Origin of the sequence: Microbulbifer halophilus, from assembly GCF_026183675.1 — a bacterium.
In the GTDB taxonomy this organism is placed as follows: Bacteria; Pseudomonadota; Gammaproteobacteria; order Pseudomonadales; family Cellvibrionaceae; genus Microbulbifer; species Microbulbifer halophilus.
This window is the reverse complement of record NZ_JAPIVK010000013.1, coordinates 37,750-55,472: the sequence shown is the minus strand read 5'-3', so window position 1 is coordinate 55,472 and position 17,723 is coordinate 37,750. Positions and strand designations below refer to the sequence as shown.

At 62.4% G+C, this 17,723-nt stretch carries 16 protein-coding genes; 6 read left to right on the top strand and 10 right to left on the bottom strand.

What is annotated here, in order from left to right; translation table 11 throughout:
* Positions 1 to 6: 6 nt before the first annotated feature.
* From OQE62_RS08710 to metX, 3 genes are all read right to left on the bottom strand, one after another.
* Positions 7 to 459, bottom strand: a complete 453-nt coding sequence (locus OQE62_RS08710; protein WP_265721633.1) for a DUF4426 domain-containing protein — start codon at positions 457 to 459, stop codon at positions 7 to 9.
* A gap of 81 nt (positions 460 to 540) precedes the next feature.
* Positions 541 to 1,131, bottom strand: a complete 591-nt coding sequence (gene metW / locus OQE62_RS08705; protein ID WP_265721632.1) for a methionine biosynthesis protein MetW — start codon at positions 1,129 to 1,131, stop codon at positions 541 to 543.
* Positions 1,131 to 2,318, bottom strand: a complete 1,188-nt coding sequence (gene metX, locus OQE62_RS08700; RefSeq protein ID WP_265721631.1) for a homoserine O-succinyltransferase MetX — start codon at positions 2,316 to 2,318, stop codon at positions 1,131 to 1,133. Before metX ends, metW begins: the two co-directional genes overlap by 1 nt.
* Positions 2,319 to 2,515: 197 nt before the next feature.
* Between metX and OQE62_RS08695 the strand changes: the two genes are divergently transcribed.
* Positions 2,516 to 2,992, top strand: coding sequence for a methylated-DNA--[protein]-cysteine S-methyltransferase (locus OQE62_RS08695; RefSeq protein WP_265721630.1), 477 nt, complete (start codon positions 2,516 to 2,518; stop codon positions 2,990 to 2,992).
* Between the two features lie 29 nt (positions 2,993 to 3,021).
* On the opposite strand, the gene OQE62_RS08690 is transcribed toward OQE62_RS08695, so the two are convergent.
* Positions 3,022 to 4,236 (bottom strand): hypothetical protein, encoded by a 1,215-nt coding sequence (locus OQE62_RS08690; RefSeq protein ID WP_265721629.1) that lies wholly within the window; start codon positions 4,234 to 4,236, stop codon positions 3,022 to 3,024.
* Positions 4,237 to 4,958: 722 nt separating this feature from the next.
* Between OQE62_RS08690 and OQE62_RS08685 the strand changes: the two genes are divergently transcribed.
* Positions 4,959 to 6,470, top strand: a complete 1,512-nt coding sequence (locus OQE62_RS08685; protein WP_265721628.1) for a hypothetical protein — start codon at positions 4,959 to 4,961, stop codon at positions 6,468 to 6,470.
* Here the strand turns inward: OQE62_RS08685 and OQE62_RS08680 are convergent.
* From OQE62_RS08680 to OQE62_RS08665, 4 genes are all read right to left on the bottom strand, one after another.
* Entirely contained in the window at positions 6,464 to 8,431 is a 1,968-nt protein-coding gene (locus OQE62_RS08680) for a dynamin family protein (RefSeq protein ID WP_265721627.1), read from the bottom strand. The genes OQE62_RS08685 and OQE62_RS08680 overlap by 7 nt on opposite strands.
* A gap of 117 nt (positions 8,432 to 8,548) precedes the next feature.
* The gene (locus OQE62_RS08675) at positions 8,549 to 9,157 is read right to left on the bottom strand and encodes a YggT family protein (protein WP_265721626.1); all 609 of its coding nucleotides are present in this window, start codon (positions 9,155 to 9,157) and stop codon (positions 8,549 to 8,551) included.
* A gap of 170 nt (positions 9,158 to 9,327) precedes the next feature.
* On the bottom strand, positions 9,328 to 10,155 hold the full coding sequence (proC, locus tag OQE62_RS08670; protein ID WP_265721625.1) for a pyrroline-5-carboxylate reductase: 828 nt from the start codon (positions 10,153 to 10,155) through the stop codon (positions 9,328 to 9,330).
* Between the two features lie 11 nt (positions 10,156 to 10,166).
* The gene (locus OQE62_RS08665; RefSeq protein ID WP_265721624.1) at positions 10,167 to 10,862 is read right to left on the bottom strand and encodes a YggS family pyridoxal phosphate-dependent enzyme; all 696 of its coding nucleotides are present in this window, start codon (positions 10,860 to 10,862) and stop codon (positions 10,167 to 10,169) included.
* A gap of 74 nt (positions 10,863 to 10,936) precedes the next feature.
* Between OQE62_RS08665 and OQE62_RS08660 the strand changes: the two genes are divergently transcribed.
* The 3 genes from OQE62_RS08660 (at position 10,937) to OQE62_RS08650 (ending at position 14,006) form a co-directional block, all read left to right on the top strand.
* Positions 10,937 to 11,971 (top strand): type IV pilus twitching motility protein PilT, encoded by a 1,035-nt coding sequence (locus OQE62_RS08660; protein WP_265721623.1) that lies wholly within the window; start codon positions 10,937 to 10,939, stop codon positions 11,969 to 11,971.
* A gap of 73 nt (positions 11,972 to 12,044) precedes the next feature.
* Entirely contained in the window at positions 12,045 to 13,196 is a 1,152-nt protein-coding gene (locus OQE62_RS08655; protein WP_265721622.1) for a PilT/PilU family type 4a pilus ATPase, read from the top strand.
* A gap of 63 nt (positions 13,197 to 13,259) precedes the next feature.
* Complete coding sequence (locus OQE62_RS08650) at positions 13,260 to 14,006, top strand: SDR family oxidoreductase (protein ID WP_265721621.1); 747 nt, start codon at positions 13,260 to 13,262, stop codon at positions 14,004 to 14,006.
* A gap of 68 nt (positions 14,007 to 14,074) precedes the next feature.
* Here the strand turns inward: OQE62_RS08650 and OQE62_RS08645 are convergent, their stop codons facing one another.
* Complete coding sequence (locus OQE62_RS08645) at positions 14,075 to 14,824, bottom strand: LytR/AlgR family response regulator transcription factor (protein WP_377535351.1); 750 nt, start codon at positions 14,822 to 14,824, stop codon at positions 14,075 to 14,077.
* The gene (locus OQE62_RS08640; protein ID WP_265721620.1) at positions 14,821 to 15,975 is read right to left on the bottom strand and encodes a sensor histidine kinase; all 1,155 of its coding nucleotides are present in this window, start codon (positions 15,973 to 15,975) and stop codon (positions 14,821 to 14,823) included. The genes OQE62_RS08645 and OQE62_RS08640 overlap by 4 nt, the downstream gene beginning before the upstream one ends.
* Before the next feature lie 97 nt (positions 15,976 to 16,072).
* Here OQE62_RS08640 and argH point away from each other — a divergent pair, with 97 nt between their 5' ends.
* Complete coding sequence (gene argH / locus OQE62_RS08635) at positions 16,073 to 17,491, top strand: argininosuccinate lyase (protein WP_265721619.1); 1,419 nt, start codon at positions 16,073 to 16,075, stop codon at positions 17,489 to 17,491.
* Positions 17,492 to 17,723: the final 232 nt, after the last annotated feature.

Below are 17,723 nucleotides of genomic sequence, written 5' to 3'. Positions count from 1 at the left end.
ATATTCTCAGTCCTTGTCCAGCTTGCGGCGGAAGCTGATCTGCTCGGTATTGCCGTCGGGCAACTTCACATCGACATTGAAGGTCAGTGTCTCCTCGTGGTCGAACCGCAGTGGCGCCAGGTAGTAGACCGCATCGCCCTCGCTGACCTCGATAAATTCCAGCGGCCGCGACTGCTGGATCAGGTTGGTGGCGGTGCCGGACATCTCCGAGCTCAGTCCTTTCTTGCCACCCTCCTTCATTACTACCGAGACATTGACGAACACGCGGTCTTCGGCGCGCACCAGGTTGTAACGCTGCGCGACTTCGGGCTTGATGAACTCGCTGTTGAAAACCGAATAGACCACCCGGTAATCGCCAAAATCCTGGTGGCTCTTGATGACTTTGGCTTCCTGCGCCGCGGCGCTGGCAGCCCACAGTAACATCGCCGCGGCGGCGATGGCTGTCAGTATGCGCTTCACGGTTCACCTCCTGTAGAGAATTGGGCTCCGGCCCAACATGGGACTGTCGGCTGGCGCCTGAATGCTTTCACTGAGTCTAGTTTAGCGAGTGAGATGGTAGATCGCCGTCTCGCCGAACAGATTGGGCAGAAAATCCTTGAAAGTAGCGCTGATACGAGACCCGGATACTACCTGGCGGTGCAGAATAGTCCAACGGTTCTGTCGACAGAGCACCTCGAAATCGCGAAAAGTACAAAAGTGAATATTGGGTGTGTCATACCATTCATAGGGTAATAAATCCGATACCGGCATGCGCCCGGAGAACGCCAGGTGCCAGCGCGCCTTCCACTGGCCGAAATTGGGGAAAGTAATGATGCACTCGCGCCCGACGCGCAGCATCTCCCCCACCACCAGGTGAGGCTGGCGCAGCGTCTGCAGCGCCTGGGTCATGACCACAGTATCGAAGCTGTCGTCGGCAAAGTTGCCCAGCCCCCGATCCAGGTTCTGCTCCACTACATTGACGCCCCGCTGCAGGCAGCGCTCTATCTGCTGGTGGTCGATTTCCAGGCCGTAGCCGCTGACCTGCTTGTGCCTGCCCAGCTGCTCCAGCAGGAAGCCGTCGCCACAGCCCAGGTCGAGCACCCGGGTTTCCGGGGCGATCCATTCCTGGATGATATCGAGGTCCACGCGCATCAGTTCACCTCCGGCGCGGTTTCCGCGGCGACGCCGTTCATGTAGGCGAAGAAGACCCGCCGGTAGCGTTCGCTGGGCAACAGGAAGGCGTCATGCCCCATCGGCGATTCGATCTCCGCGTAGCTGACCGGCTGGTTGGCGCGTATCAGGGCGTCGACGATTTCCCGCGAGCGCTGCGGCGCAAAACGCCAGTCGGACGTGAAGGAGAGCAGCAGGAAACGGCAGCGGGCGTGGGAGAAGGCCGCTACCGGGTCGTGGTCGTATTCCCGCGCCAGGTCGAAGTAATCCAGCGCGCGGGTCATCAGGATATAGGTATTGGGGTCGAAACTGCCGGAGAAGGTATCGCCCTGGTAGCGCAGGTAGCTCTGCACCTGGAACTCCACCTCTTCCTCGACTCCCTGCTCGAAGGTGCCGGAGCGCAGTTCGCGGCCAAATTTCCTGCCCAGGCCGTCGTCGGAAAGGTAGGTGATATGGCCGATCATGCGCGCCACCGCCAGCCCGCTGCGCGGCAGTTTTTCCCGCTCCAGGTAGTGGCCGTCGCAGAAATCCGGGTCCGAGGTGATCGCCTGGCGGGCGGTCTCGTTGAAGGCAATATTCTGTGCGGACAGCTTCAGCGCCGATGCGATCACCACACAGTGGCGCAGCCGGTCCGGATACTCCAGCGCCCAGCGCATGGCCTGCATGCCGCCGAGACTGCCGCCGATCACCGCGGCCCACTGTTCGATACCGAGCAGGTCGGCCAGGCGCGCCTGGCTGTGCACCCAGTCGCGCACCCGCAGTATGGGGAAGTCCCGCCCCCAGGGCTTGCCGGTGTCCGGATTGATCGACGAAGGGCCAGTGGAGCCGTGGCAGCCGCCGAGGTTGTTCAGCGATACGACGAAGAATTTGTCCGTGTCGATCGGCTTGCCGGGGCCGATATAGTTGTCCCACCAGCCCGGGCGCTTGTCGCCGGGACTGTGGCGGCCGGCGGCGTGGTGGTGGCCGGAGAGTGCGTGGCAGATCAACACGGCGTTGCTTTTGTCCGCGTTCAGCTCTCCGTAGGTCTCGTAAACCAGGGTGTATTCCCGCAGGGTGCGGCCGCAGGCCAGTTCCAGCGGTCGGTCGAATCTGGCGCTCTGGGGGGTAACGATGCCGACCGAATCGGCCGGTTGGATCTGACCGGATGGATTGACTGTTTCCGACGGCACTGAATGGTTCCGCAACGCTGAAAGGAGAAGCAGTGTACGGGAAAACACCCCGGAGAAAAAATCCGGCGACGCCCGTTGGAGCCGACCGCCAACAGCGGCAGACTGCGGCGCCAACATTAGAACATTTCGCTCAAACTTTAAACCTAATGGCATTACCATCCCGAAAAGCACGGAGGGTTTGAGGTCGGAGAAGTCCAATGTTGCACTATCGGGAAATTGACGCCCCCATCTGTTCGCTGATCGTCGCCGCCGATGGCGAGGCGCTGGTCGCCGTGCGCCTGGCGCCGGTCGGCCAGTCGTCCGAACCGGACGCGACCTGGGAAAAGCAGGTGACCCCGTTGCTGGCCCGGTGCGCCGAGCAGCTGCAGCAATATTTCCGACGGGAGCGCCGCGAGCTGTCGATTCCCTGCCGACCCCGAGGCACGGACTTCCAGCAGAGCGTGTGGCACACCCTGCGGGAAATCCCTTTCGGCCAGACCTGGACTTACGGCCAGCTCGCCGAAAGGCTCGGTCGCCCGGAAGCGGTGCGCGCGGTGGGCCAGGCGATCCGCGCCAACCCAACCCCGATCTTTATTCCCTGTCATCGCGTCATCGGCAGTGACAACAGTATCAAGGGCCATCCGGGTGGCGCGGACATGAAGAGAGCGCTGCTGGATTTCGAGGCCTTCGGTTGAGAGGCCATTGATCCGCACGGGGCCAGCAGTCAGGCCGGGCGATTTCGCCCCATGCGCTCGTGCGCCTGGGCAAACTGGTCCGAGGCCACCGCCGACATGGTGGAGAGCTCCAGCCCCATACAGCAGGCGGCGATACACTCCGCGAAACGCATTGCCTTGCCGCTGCCCGCACATCCCATTAACTGCAGGCACTCCCGCTGTTGCGGCACGCCGGTGCCCCCGCCGACAGTACCCACGACCAGACACGGCAAGGTGATACTCGCGTAAATGTTACCGTCCTGTTGCAGTTCCAGATAGAAGACCCCGGCGGAAGATTCGTGTACGCAGGCGATATCCTGGCCGGTGGCCACAAACACCGCAGCAATGGGGTTGGCAATGTTGAGGCAGCAACCGACACTTCCCGCCGCCGATTCGGACGCGGACAGCTGGTGGAAATAGTGTACGAGCGCAGACGGCTCCACCTTCAGTACGTCGCGCACCACATCGGCGGGCAGCACACACTCTGCCGTCACCCTGGTGCCGCGCCCGCGGGTAAAGGTCTGTCCGGTGACCCTTTTGTCCCCCGACAGGCCCGCCTCGATCGCAAAATCCGCCAGGGGCATATCCCCGCTCAACGCCAACGCCTCCCTTATCCAGTTGCAGGCAGACCAGGTACAGGCGGTCACCATGTTCTGGCCGCTGGCATCGCCGCTGCGATACTCGAACGTCAGGTGTACACAGCGTCCGATCACCACCGGTTCCAGGGAGAGCAGCTCAGCATGGTCCGAGGCTCTGAGCACCCGATTTCGAACTTCCGCTTCATTGTCCCCGACCCACTGGCAAAAACGCTGCGCAGCCGAGAGATCAAAAAATTCAAAATAGGGGGCACGCAGAACGCGCTGGGAAACAGCCCACGCCGTAACGCCACCTGCGCGGAAAAGCGCAGTGGCCCCCCTGTTGAGAGATGCCACCAGTGCACCTTCGGTGGTCGCACACGGCACATAGACGGTGTCGTCCACATGCACGCCCTTGACCCTGACCGGCCCCACTACCGCCAGCGGCACCTCCACGGTGCCGACCAGGGATTCGATATTATTTTTCAGTGCTTCCGGCGTGTAGGAACAGCTTCCCACTCCTTCCAGAGCCAATCCGCTTTTCTCCCGAAGAAATCCGAGACGCTGCTGCCTTGCCACCTCTGAGTACTCTCCTTTGGCGGGAATGCGTAAGCCATCAAGTTCCCGCGCCACTGCAACTTCATAATCCATCTTCAATTCACTCCTGTATACCAGCTAATCACAGACCTCGCAGGGAAACCATGAAGGGCTTCCTGTAGAGATTCGCCAGCCAGGATAAAGTCCTGTTTACTTCTCCTCGATTTCAGAGCCAGTTTTATTTTTAAAACCCTATCCAGTAAGCAGAATGTAAATTAATTTACTGCCACGCGGAGACAAGACGAAGCCAGGATCCGTAAAACTGATGAAACCTGCAGGGATATTTCCTTCCGGATCATGGGAAAGTCATCATGTATTTTCTTCATCTGATCCCCGTCAACAGCCCGTGTTCACAATAACAGCCAAAAATCCACCCATGGAATACTGGGCATCCCCGACCTTGAGCCCGGCTGTCTCCATGGCGTGTGCCATCAATTCGTAAGCGTATTCAATTTCTCCTTCTTACTCAGTGACTCTACGTCCATTTGAAATATTTCGATCAAGGAGGATCTTTTCCACCTCTGCATGAAGCTTCTCAAGTTCACTTATCGGAAACTCCCGATCTTCTCCCTTCTATTTTTATCGACTTAGCCCGATCGAAACTTGAAGGTAATTTATACAGTCCGAAAACGACATGCCGTCCATAGCCAAAATAACCCTAAGCAGTTAGCGGTTCTTAAATGAAAAGTACGCCCATGAAGAAATAATGCTTGCTCCAGACATCCAACTTGCCTGTATATGAGGTGTGGCGGCATGAGTTGTTGTGAGGTAATGAAATGAAAGGAAGAAGTGGAATCGACTATTTAAAAAACCTGGAAAACCTGATAGCAACCCAGTTCCCTCAACATCCCGGTGAAGAAAAAGAATATGTCGATTATTTTCCAATAGGGAGTCTGTATCCGAAAAGTGATAAAAAGAGACATAGACCGGACGTCGTGTCCGGTTTCCCCCCTCCATCCCACGTTGCTCTGGCTTCGGTTCGCCGGGAACTGGGGCAGTCAGCCGACCGGGAACAGACCGGATCGCGTATCACTTCCCTAGAACACCGGTTACTCTCTCACGCTGCTGGCCTGGTTGGTTATGGCAGGCACGATGTCGGCGGCATTTTCTCCCTCAGTCACCCCCTCGTTCAGTGGTATGGCTGCAGACTGGCAACGGGTATCAGCCTGGCACCTGCCAAAAGACACGAGAGCCGGGTTCTCGTTTCAACAGGCAATGTAGACCTGCTACATCCCGGGCAGCCACTGTTCGGAATTAAAGGTATCGACACGACGTTGATTCCCGCGAACACGGAGGGCAATCTCGAGCTGGACCGGTTGTGCAGCTTTCTTGAAAACTGTTACCGGCGCGGAGTGCATGTCGACGGCATCCTGCTGACACAGGGCCAGAAATGCACCGGAGCCTCGGACCCGGTAGCGGAAGTGCAGCGGGAGACGACCAGACTGCGGCAGACCTATGGTGTACTCAAACGCCCACATATTCACCTGGATATCCCTTTGCACTGGCCGTTCTTGCTTTTCGGTGAGTACGACACCACCCGCAATCCGCTGGATTTGTCACTGGATACGATCAGGCCACTGATGTCCTCAGCGGCAGACGCCGCCGCCAGCGACAGTTGTTCGATCGATCTCGGCAACTGGGGCTATACGCCTCTGCCGCTGTCGCTGTTGATCGTAAAAAATTACAAGAATCTGATGCCGCTGCTGCCGGACGCAGCGGTACCGAGACTGGACGGGGCAACCCCGGGCGTAATACCGCAGGCAGAGTCGTCGAGCACAGATCTGGCCAGACTCTGTAGTCTGCAGGCACTGCACGCCTCGCTTTCACAGCTGGGGGAGGACGGACTGCGACTGCTGGCGGCTCGCAGTATCGAAAACGCCTCCTACCTGAAGGAGCGACTGCGGGAATCCGGCCATGTCGGCATACTGCACCCGGCCAGTATCGGACCGGGGGTCGCTTTCCGGCGTTATCATCCGGATCTGGGACACAGGGCCGGCGAGATTCTCCGCGCCGAAATACAGGCGGCCCGCAGGGGTGATACAGCCCCCCTGCTCGCCAACAGTCGCTGGCACCAGCGGCAGTTTGCGCGGCAGGGAATCCGCGGTGTGCGTGCCGCCTGGCAACCCGCAGCCGCGCACTTCGTGAATGAACCCGCGCAGCATGCGGAACCGGTTGCGGCGGAAGTGGCTACGATGCTGCACCCGCGTCTTACCGCGGCACATATCGACCTGTTTGTGCAGGGACTGCCGGGCCAACGGCAGGTGGCGGAGCCCGCACCGGACTATTGAGTGGCGGGCGCCTTCAGCGGGGTCACATTGTTGGCCCGCGGTGCGGGCGCCAGCGGCTGGGGTGCGGCAGCGCTCTGACGCAGCAGATCCTCCAACGACGCGAGGGCGCCGTCGTTGCGCAGGATTTCCTCCTCCAGGGCGCGCAGATCGGTGCGCTTGCTTTTGGTTTTCTGCTTCAACTCGGTGAGCTTGATCATATGCCGGTTGAGCAGGTGCTTCTGGTACTGCACATGCTGCTTGAGCGGTTCCAGTGCCTGCTCCAGCCAGCCGTCGGCGGCGGAGATCAGCTGGCTGTAGAGGCGACCCACCTCGCTCGCCAGGGTGGAGAGAAACCGTTCGGTGAGGCGGTTGCGGCGCGCCAGCAGCAGTTGCGGCGAGCGCCGCAGCTGTGCCGCCTGCCGGTGCAGGCCGCGCAGCGCCAGGCGGAAGCCGTGGACATTGAAGTGCTGTTCGTCGGAATTCAGGTTGCTGAGGCTGGAGCGCTCGAAGATCGCGTCCACCAGCCGGTTGGCCTGTTCCACCTCGCGCTCCAGGTTGGACAACTGGTGATCCACGCCTTCCATAAAGTTGTCGATGGCCTTGGCCAGCCCCAGCGGTGTCCAGCGTTCGTGCAGGGCGCGGCTGGTGTCGTCGATCAGTGCCTGCAGCTGCTGGCTGGATACCGGCGCCAGCAGCGAGGTGCGCTGGCGTGCCAGCATGCGGTGACTGGATTTCAGAGTCAGCAGTTCCTGGTGGCAGGTCTTGTGCTGCTCGCGCGCGGTCTGCTGCAGTTGCGCCAGTTCTTCGAGCTGGTCGCTGCTGGTGGCGGCGTTGCGCTGCAGGTGGCTGAGCGCAGCGCGGCCGCTGTTCAGGCGGCGTTTGAGCAGGTCGCGGGTGTCCGCCATCAGGGTCAGCGCCTGGTGCAGAGAGCGGTGCTCGGCCACTTTCTGGCGGTGCTCCATCAGTCGCTGCACCAGTATTTTTTCGAAATCGCCGAAGCGACTCTGGGTCAGCATCTCCGAATCCTGCTGCTGGCGCGCCAGCAGGGCCTTCTTCGCAGACACCCCCACCACACTCTCCCGCGGCAGCTCCAGCAGCTTGGCCACCTGCGCGCGCATACCGCGCAGCAGTCCTTCCGGGTCCTCGTCGGGGTCGTCCCAGAGGGCGTCGATCTTGTTCAGCAGCGCCATTACCGCGGTGCCGCGGTGCTCCCGCAGCGGCACCAGGTGGGTCTCCCACATATTCAGGTCGGTGCCGCTGACGCCGGCGTCAGCAGCCAGCAGGAAGGCCACCGCCTGGGCGCCGGGCAGGGTGGACAGGGTCAGTTCGGGCTCGTTGCCGAGCGCGTTCAGCCCCGGGGTGTCGATAATGCGCAGGCCCTGGGCCAGCAGCGGGTGCGGCAGGCTGATGAGCGCGTAGCGCCAGGCCGGAATCTGTACCAGGTTGCCCTTGCCGTCCAGGTGGCGGCGGTCGAAGCCGTAGCGGGCCGCCTCGTCCGGGGTCACCGACTTGCTGGCGGCGACCTTGAGCAGCGCTTCGCGGGTGGCGTCGGCATCGTTGGCGTCGAATTCGCAGGTGACCCACTTCTGCGGGATGCGGCGGAAGCTCTCCAGGCTGGTGTTGGTGCCCAGGGTCTCGATCGGCAGCAGCCGCAGGCTGGCCTGCTCGCCGCCGTCGCTGAAGATCTCGGTGGGGCACATGGTGGTGCGCCCGGGCTTGGACGGCAGCAGCCGCTTGCCGTAGGTGTGCGACAGCAGCGCATTGATCAGTTCGGTCTTGCCGCGGGAGAACTCGCCCACCAGCGCCAGTGTGAACTGGTCCTCGGCGAGCAGTGCACGCGCCTGCTGTACAACCTGGCGCGCGCCGGCGGAATTGGGGAAATGGCCCTGGAGCCAGTCGTTGAAACTGGCAAACTGGCGATCCAGGGATTTCTTCCAGCGGTCGTAATCGGCGATATGCTGGCGCAAGATGGCATCTTCCATGTAGTCGGGTTCTTCTTATTTACTGCACAGCGGGGCTATTGTCGGTCAACAGCCGGGATTATAGAAGCACCGGCCCGCTGAAAGTGCGACCCAGTGCGCGGGAGGGAAAGTCGGGCTCTAAAACCCCGGAATATGCCAGAAGAGGTTGTAGACGAAGCCGGGCATGTTGGCCATCTGCGCGAAGCCGTACAGCAGCTTGTCCGCCACCGTCAGCAGAATAAACACGAAAATGGGGCTGATATCGATCATCCCCAGCGGCGGAATCAGTTTGCGCACCGGCGCGCAGAAGGGCTCCAGCAGTTGGCGCAACAACATCAGCGCCGGGTGGCTGCTGTGGGGCGCTATCCAGCTGAAGATGATCGAGATCAGCATGCCGATGAAGACGATCGCGACCACCGTCATGACACAGCCGATCAGTGACCAAAGCAGCGCGCTGACCGGGTTGAACAACCCGACGCCGGCAAGCAGGCCGCAGACAAGGATCATTACCCAGCCCACCAGCATCGCCAGCACCACCGACGCCATATCCACACCGAGAAATCCCGGCACCAACTTGCGCAGCGGCAACAGCGGCGGATTGGTGACTTTCACGACGCCCTGGGAGATGGGATTGTAAAAGTCCGCCCGCGCCAACTGCAGCAGGAAGCGCATCAACACGGCAAACAGGAACAGGATGCCCAGGGTGGCAAACAGGAAGACGCCGATATTGCTGAAGGTACTGACCATCGAAAATCCCTTTGGGTGACAGGAGTTTGTTGCCCACCTCGGGCAAGTTCAAATTGCAAATGCCCCCATGACAGTATGAGAGACCGGCATCAGGGTCTTTGCATCGGACCCCGGTATTCTTTTCCGGTTTCCGGGCTCTGGATCCCGATGGAGGCATCGTTACTTCAAAGTTAATTATCCAGTTCTTTTGCCATCTCCGCCGCGCGCTCGGCGCAGTCGCCCATGGCCCGCTCCACCAGCTCCGGCAGGCCACCGCTCTGGAAGCACTGGATGGCGCGTTCGGTGGTGCCGTTGGGGGACATCACGTTGCGTTTCAGCTGCCCCACGTCCACATCGCTGGCAACGGCCAGTTTCGCCGCCCCCAGGGCGGTTTGCAAGGTGAGGCGCTCCGCATCGGCGCGCGCCATACCCGCTTTTTCCGCGGCGTCGATCATGGATTCCATAAACTGGAAGTAGTAGGCGGGGCCGGAGCCGGATACGGCAATGACCCGGTCGATCCCGGATTCCTCTTCGACCCAGATGGCGATCCCCACCGCCTCGGCGATTTTTTGCGCAACCTGCTTCTGGTCACCAGTGACGCCCTCGCCGGCATAGAGGCCGGTCACACCGGTGCCCACCAGTGCCGGCGTGTTTGGCATGGCACGCACAATCGGCACGCCGGCCCCCAGCCAGCGCCGATAGGCGGCCAGCGGAATGCCCGCAGCCAGGCTGATTACCAGCGGTTGGCGCTCGACGACCCGCGCGGCGATGGACTGGCACAGTTCCTTCATCATCTGCGGCTTCACCGACAGTACCAGTACGTCGGCCTCCGCGACCGCGGCGTCGTTGTCGGTGCTAGTCCGCACACCGGTTTTCGCGGCGAAATCGGCGAGTTTCTGTTCGTTGCGGCCGGTGGCGACGATGCGCTCGGCCGGATAGCCGCTGGCCACCAGTCCGCCGATCACCGCCCCAGCCATATTGCCGGCGCCACCGATAAAGACCATTTTCGCTTCTGACATAGGTTACTCCTTCACTTCCGCGGGCCGAAGATATCGGTGCCCACACGCACAATCGACGCACCGCTGGCGATCGCCGCCTCCAGGTCGCCGGACATGCCCATGGACAGGGTGTCCAGCGGCTGCTCCGGCAGCTCGGTGCGCAGCTGTTCGAGCAATTGCGCCAGTTGTTCGAAAGACTCGCGCTGCTTGTCGGCATCTTCCCGCGGCGCCGGTATCGCCATCAGGCCGCGCAGTTGCAGCTTGGGCAGTTCCGCCACCGCTTTCGCCACCGCCGACAGCTCCGCCGGCGCCAAACCGGATTTGCTCTCTTCGCCATCGATATTGACCTGCAGGCAGATATTCAGCGGCGGCATCTCACCGGGTCTCTGTGCAGACAGGCGCTGGGCAATTTTTAGCCGCTCGACGCTGTGCATCCAGTCGAACCGCTCCGCCACCGCGCGGGTCTTGTTCGATTGCAGCGGGCCGATGAAATGCCACTCGATGGGCAGATCCGCCAGTTGCGCCTGCTTCTCCATCGCCTCCTGCAGGTAGTTCTCGCCGAAGCGGCTCTGGCCGGCGTCGAAGGCGGCGCGCAGGTCTTTCGCCGGCCGGGTCTTGGATACCGCCAGCAGGGCCACCCCGTCCGGATCCCGCCCACAGGCGCTACAGCCTGTGACGATCCGCTCACGCACAGCACGAAGATTTTCGGCGATGGTCCCTTTGCGCATATACTGGTGCCCTGCCTCTTCCTCAAAGGAGGGCAATTCTAACCGAGGCCCGATAAGAACCATAAGGTAGCAGTATGGATATCACCGAACTCCTCGCCTTCAGTGCCAAACAGAACGCCTCCGACCTCCATCTCTCCGCCGGCCTGCCGCCGATGATCCGCGTGGACGGCGACGTGCGGCGCATCAACCTGCCGCCCATGGAGCACAAGCAGGTGCACGCCCTGATCTACGAGATCATGAACGACAAGCAGCGCAAGGACTACGAGGAGTTCCTGGAGACCGACTTCTCCTTCGAGGTGCCCGGCGTAGCGCGCTTCCGTGTCAACGCGTTCAACCACAACCGCGGCGCCGGCGCCGTCTTCCGGACCATTCCGTCCCGGGTGCTGACCATGGACGACCTGGGCATGGGCCAGGTGTTCAAGCAGATCTCCGACACGCCGCGCGGCCTGGTACTGGTCACCGGCCCCACCGGTTCCGGTAAGTCCACCACCCTGGCGGCGATGATGGACTACATCAACGACAACAAGTATGAACATATCCTCACGGTCGAGGACCCAATCGAATTCGTGCACGAATCCAAGAAATGCCTGGTCAACCAGCGGGAAGTGCACCGCGACACCCACGGCTTTGCCGAGGCCCTGCGCTCGGCGTTGCGCGAGGACCCGGACATCATTCTGGTGGGCGAGCTGCGGGACCTGGAGACCATCCGCCTGGCGCTCACCGCCGCCGAGACCGGCCACCTGGTGTTCGGCACCCTGCACACCACCTCCGCCGCCAAGACCATCGACCGGGTAGTGGACGTCTTCCCGGCGCAGGAGAAATCCATGGTGCGCTCCATGCTTTCCGAATCCCTGCAGGCGGTGGTCTCGCAGACGCTGATGAAAAAGAACGGCGGCGGCCGCGTGGCGGCCCACGAGATCATGCGCGGCACCCCCGCGATCCGCAACCTGATCCGCGAAGACAAGGTGGCGCAGATGTACTCCGCCATCCAGACCGGCGCCGGCGCCGGCATGCAGACCATGGACCAGTGCCTGGAAGACCTAGTGAAAAAGCACATCATCACCCGCGAAGTCGCGCGCGAAAAGGCCAAGATGCCGGAGAACTTCTAAGCCGGAAGCCTCGCTCAGCTTGCGGGCCGCAGGCTCGCCAACAGCCAAGAACAAATAAGGCGATTACAACACAATGGAAATCGAAAGACTGTTACAACTTGTCGTCGAAAAAGGCGCCTCGGACCTATTCGTCACCGCCGGCGTACCGCCGTCAATCAAGGTACACGGCAAGGTAATGCCCGTCAGCAGCAGCGCCCTCACAGGGGAAAAGGCGCGCGAACTGGTAGTTGGCATCATGAACGAAAAACAGCGGCGGGAATTTGCCGAGAATAAGGAACTCAACTTCGCCATCGCCGTGCGCAACGTGGGCCGCTTCCGGGTCTCCGCCTTCTTCCAGCGCAACCTGGTGGGCATGGTGCTGCGCCGCATCGAGACCAAGATTCCCACCGTCGACGGCCTGGGCCTGCCGGAACAGCTCAAGGAACTGGCGATGACCAAGCGCGGCCTGATCATCTTCGTCGGCGCCACCGGTACCGGTAAATCTACATCGCTGGCATCGATCATCGGCCACCGCAACGAGAACTCCAAGGGCCACATCATCTCCATCGAGGACCCGATCGAGTTCGTGCACCAGCACCGCGGCTGCATCGTCACCCAGCGCGAAGTGGGGCTGGATACCGAGTCTTTCGAAGTGGCCCTGAAAAACACCCTGCGCCAGGCGCCGGACGTGATCCTGATCGGCGAGGTGCGCTCCCGCGAGACCATGGAGCACGCCATCGCCTTCGCCGAGACCGGCCACCTGTGCCTGTGCACCCTGCACGCCAACAACGCCAACCAGGCGCTGGACCGCATCATCCACTTCTTCCCGGCGGACCGCCACGAGCAGCTCTGGATGGACCTGTCCCTGAACCTCAAGTCGATGGTCGCCCAGCAACTGGTGCCCACCCCGGACGGTGACGGCCGCCGAGCCTGCCTGGAGATCATGATCAACACCCCGCTGATGTCCGACCTGATCCGCAAGGGCGAGGTACACAAGATGAAGGAGCTGATGAAGCGCTCCAACGAACAGGGCATGCAGACCTTCGACCAGGCCCTGTACGAACTCTACGACCGCGGCGAAATCACCTACGAAGACGCCCTCGCCCACGCCGACTCCGCCAACGACCTGCGCCTGATGATCAAGCTCAAGTCCGAATCCGATGCCGAGTACCTGAACAGTGCGGCCGGGGAACTGAGCCTGCAGAATGACTCGGAGTACGGGGACGGTGGGCCGCAGTTGTACTGATCCACGCTATCCGGAATGCCCGCCCCTTTCCCGTCGGGTATTCCGCCTCGTCTCTTACTTCATATGAAAAAAACCGCATTGATCACCGGCGGCAGCCGCGGCATTGGCGCCGCTACCGCGCGACTGCTGGCCAGCCGGGGCTACGATATCTGCATCAGCTACCGACAGCGGCAGCGGACCGCTGAAACCCTGCTCGGTGAGCTGCGCGCTTTCAGCGTGGAGGCCATCGCAGTGCAGGCGGATATTTCGGTGGAGTCGGATATCGAACAATTGTTCGCACAGGCAGACGAAAAGCTGGGCCACCTCTCCGCACTGGTCAACAACGCCGGTATGCTGCTACCCCAGACCCGCGCGGAAAATATGACCGCCGAGCGTATCAATAGAATCCTGCAGACCAATGTCACCGGCACTCTGCTCTGCTGCCGCGAGGCGATCAGGCGCATGTCGACCAAACACGGCGGCAGTGGCGGCACCATCGTCAACGTCTCCTCGGGCGCGGCGCGCACCGGTTCACCCAACGAATATATCGACTACGCCGCCAGCAAGGGCGCGGTGGACTCGATGACTGTCGGCCTGGCGAAGGAACTCGCCAGCGAAGGTATCCGGGTCAACGGCGTCAGGCCCGGGCCAATCCACACCGACATGCACGCCGACGGCGGCGAGCCGGATAGAATCGAGCGGGTAAAGGCCAATATCCCACTCGGTCGCGGCGGTCGGCCGGAAGAAATCGCAAATGCCATCGCCTGGCTCCTCGGTGACGAAGCCTCCTATGTGACGGGTTCATTTATCGACGTGACCGGTGGCAGTTGAGCTTCGGAAATGCACCTGGCCTGCCGGGCGCAGGGAGCACCCCGCACACCGACCGGGAACCCGGTCGATCAGACCATCTCTTCGATCAATGACCTGACTCCCGGTAGCAGCCGACGGCTCACTTGCGGCCGCTCGTCGATGCCATCGAGCAATACCCGGTAGTTGCCGCCGTCCCGCCGCAGTCCGGCGATGTATGCCACCGCCACCAACGCATTGCGGTGCACCCGCACGAAGCGCTCGCCGAACTCGTTTTCCAGTTCTTTCAGGGATTCGTCCAGGATTGTCTCGCCGCCGCTGTGATGGGCGACCACGTATTTGCTGTCGGCGACAAAACAGCGCACCGACTCCACCGGCACCAGTTCCACCCCGCGTCGGCTGACCGCCTTGATCTGGCGGCGACCGGTGGTTTCGGCCTGCACATCGCTCGCCGCGGCGGCTTTCAGCTGCGGCTTGCTGAGGCGGCGCGCTTTATCCACCGCCGCGGCCAGCTGTTCGACGGCAACCGGTTTCAGCAGATAGCCCACGGCGGCAGTGGCGAAGGCCGGTACGGCGAATTCGTCGTGGGCGGTGCAGAAGATGATCGCCGGGGGCGCGGCCAGGGCCGACAGGGCCCCGGCCAGTTCCAGACCGCTGCGACCGGGCATTTCGATATCCAGCAGCACCAGGTCCGGGGCCAGCTCCCGCACCTGTTGCAACGCGGCTTCGGCATCCCCCGCCTCGCCCAGCATTTCGCAGTCGTCCAGCTTCTGTAGCTGGCGCGCCAGGCGCGCGCGGGCCAGGGGTTCGTCGTCGACGATCAGTACTGTCAGTGAAGTCACGGCGCTACCTCCGCTCGATCTCCCGCAAATTCTTTTGCTTCCCTTGCCGGCAACTCCAGCGTCACCCGGTAGCGGTCGCCATTGCGACCGTGTTCAAACCGATAGCGACTGCCGTAGTGTGCGGCGAGGCGCTGGCGGATATTCTCCAGCGCCATGCCATTGTGGGTGCGGTCGCTGTCGACGGGTTCACCGGGCAGGGGATTGTCGATAGTCAATTGCAGATGACCGCGCGACACCGCCAAGCCCACGACGATCTCGCCCCCTCCGCGCAACCGCGCGACACCATGCAGGACTGCATTCTCCAACAGCGGCTGCAGCAGCAGGCCGGGCACCTGCACCCGCTCCAGGCCATCGGCAATATCCCAGCGCTGCTGCAGGCGATCCCCCAGGCGCAACCCCTCGATCTCCAGGTAGCGCCGCGCCAATGACAACTCCTGTGCGAGGGGCACCAGTTTGGGGTCCGCCAGGCTGGCACGGAACAGGGCCGACAGGTCCTCCACCAGCCGCTCGGCGCGCTGCGGGTCGATGGCAATGAGGCTGGCGAGGCTGTTCATGCTGTTGAACAGAAAATGCGGTCGGATACGCGACTGCAACGCCTCGATGCGCGCACCCAGCTCGGCCCGCTGCTGGTTGCGCAGTTGCTGCTGCACATAGGCGTAGCGCAGCACCACGCCGGCGCAGATGGCGCCCAGCAGGGAGTCGCCGAGCCAGCGCCAGTAGTCAAACGGCGCCTGTGCAACGGTGGCGAACCAGGTGCGCTGGGCCCCCATCACGGCCACCATCACCGCCAGTACGACGGCGAAACTCGATCCGCCGGCGAGCCTCGCCGGCATCCGCGCCAAGTGCGGGCGCAGCCGGCACAGCAGCGCCGCCGATGGCAGTATCACCCACTGGATGGTCATGGATACCAATCCCAGCCGCTGCCAGCTGAACTCGCGCAGGCCATCCACCGCCAGTGCCAGCACCAACGCCAGCAGCTCCCCCATCAGCACCAGCACCGTCAGCGCGGAAACACTGCACAGATCCGGGAGAAACGGCGGTCGGGATTCGGGCGCAACGGACGGACGCGCAGAATCTTTGTCTTCTGCGACATTTTCGCGAACTTGCTGCGTTATAATGCCCGACGGTCGCGCGGGCTGTGGGGATGTCATGCCGCTTGTTATTCTTGCTTTTCCCGAACAGAAACTCGGGAAGATACCACCAACCGGTGCGGCCTTTCACCCTACCATTCAGCGATTCGGGGATACCATGAGCAACGACAACGCCTCCTCCAACTCCGCCAACCCCGCTGCCAAGCTCTGGGGCGGCCGTTTCAGTGAAGCCACCGATGCCTTCGTGGAACGCTTTACCGCGTCGGTGATGTTCGACCAGCGCATGGCCCTGGAGGATATCCGCGGCTCCCTGGCCCACGCGCAGATGCTGTCGGAGGTGGGCGTGCTGAGCGAAGACGAGTACGGACAGATCGCCGACGGCCTGAAGGCCATCGCCGCGGAGATCGAGGCCGGCGACTTCCCCTGGTCCGTCGAGCTCGAAGACGTGCATATGAATATCGAGGCGCGGCTGACAAGCCGCATCGGCGCCACCGGCAAGAAGCTGCACACCGGCCGCTCGCGCAACGACCAGGTGGCCACCGATATCCGCCTGTGGCTGCGCGGCCGCATCGACCAGATCGCCGCCGAGCTGACGCGCCTGCAGAGCGGACTGGTAGAGCTGGCGGAGCGCGAGGCGGACACCATCATGCCCGGCTTTACCCACCTGCAAAGCGCGCAGCCGGTGACCTTCGGCCACCACCTGCTGGCCTGGAACGAAATGCTCACCCGCGACTACGAGCGGTTGATGGACTGCCGCAAACGCGTCAACCGCTCGCCGCTGGGCGCCGCCGCGCTGGCCGGCACCAGCTACCCGATCGACCGCGCCCGCACCGCGGAGCTGCTGGGCTTCGACGCGCCCACGGAAAACTCCCTCGACTCCGTCAGCGATCGCGACTTCGCCATCGAGTTCTGCGCCTTCGCCTCGCTGCTGCTAACGCATCTATCCCGTGCCAGCGAGGAGCTGGTGCTGTGGACCTCCAGCCAGTTCGATTTCATCGACCTGCCGGACCGCTTCTGCACCGGCTCCTCCATCATGCCGCAGAAGAAAAACCCGGACGTGCCGGAACTGGTGCGCGGCAAGACCGGCCGCGTCAACGGCCACCTGGTCTCGCTGTTGACGCTGATGAAGAGCCAGCCGCTGGCCTACAACAAGGACAACCAGGAGGACAAGGAACCGCTGTTCGACGCCGCCGATACTGCGCTCGACTGCCTGCGCGCCTTCGCCGATATGGCCCCGGCACTGAAAGCCAAAAAAGAAAACATGTACGCGGCCGCGGCGAAGGGTTTCTCCACCGCCACCGACCTGGCGGACTACCTGGTGCGCAAGGGCGTGGCCTTCCGCGATGCCCACGAAATCGTCGGCCAGTCGGTATCCTTCGCTATCGAGCGGGAAAAGGATCTGGCCGAGTTGAGCCTGGAGCAGCTGCAGCAGTTTTCCGACCAGATCGGTGAGGATGTATTCGATGTGCTGACGCTGGAGGGTTCCGTGGCGGCGCGGGATCATATCGGCGGCACGGCGCCGGAGCAGGTGCGGGCGGCCTGCGGGCGGGCGAAGGAGTTGATCGCGGCGCGTTGAGTTGCGGGACTCGGGACCCGGCGCCCCCTACGGCTGAAAAAGAATTCCGAGGCCAGATGTGAAGGCCCTGCTGCCGGGGGCTGTTTGGGAAACGATTGACTCGGGGCATCCATGCCCCTCGCCCTTCGGGCGCCTTCGGCCCTGCCGATTTGTGCCGATGAGGCTGTTGAGCAAACAGCCCCCGGCAGCAGGGCCAACCCGGAACCCGCTTACCGGTCGAGCTTCGGCAGCT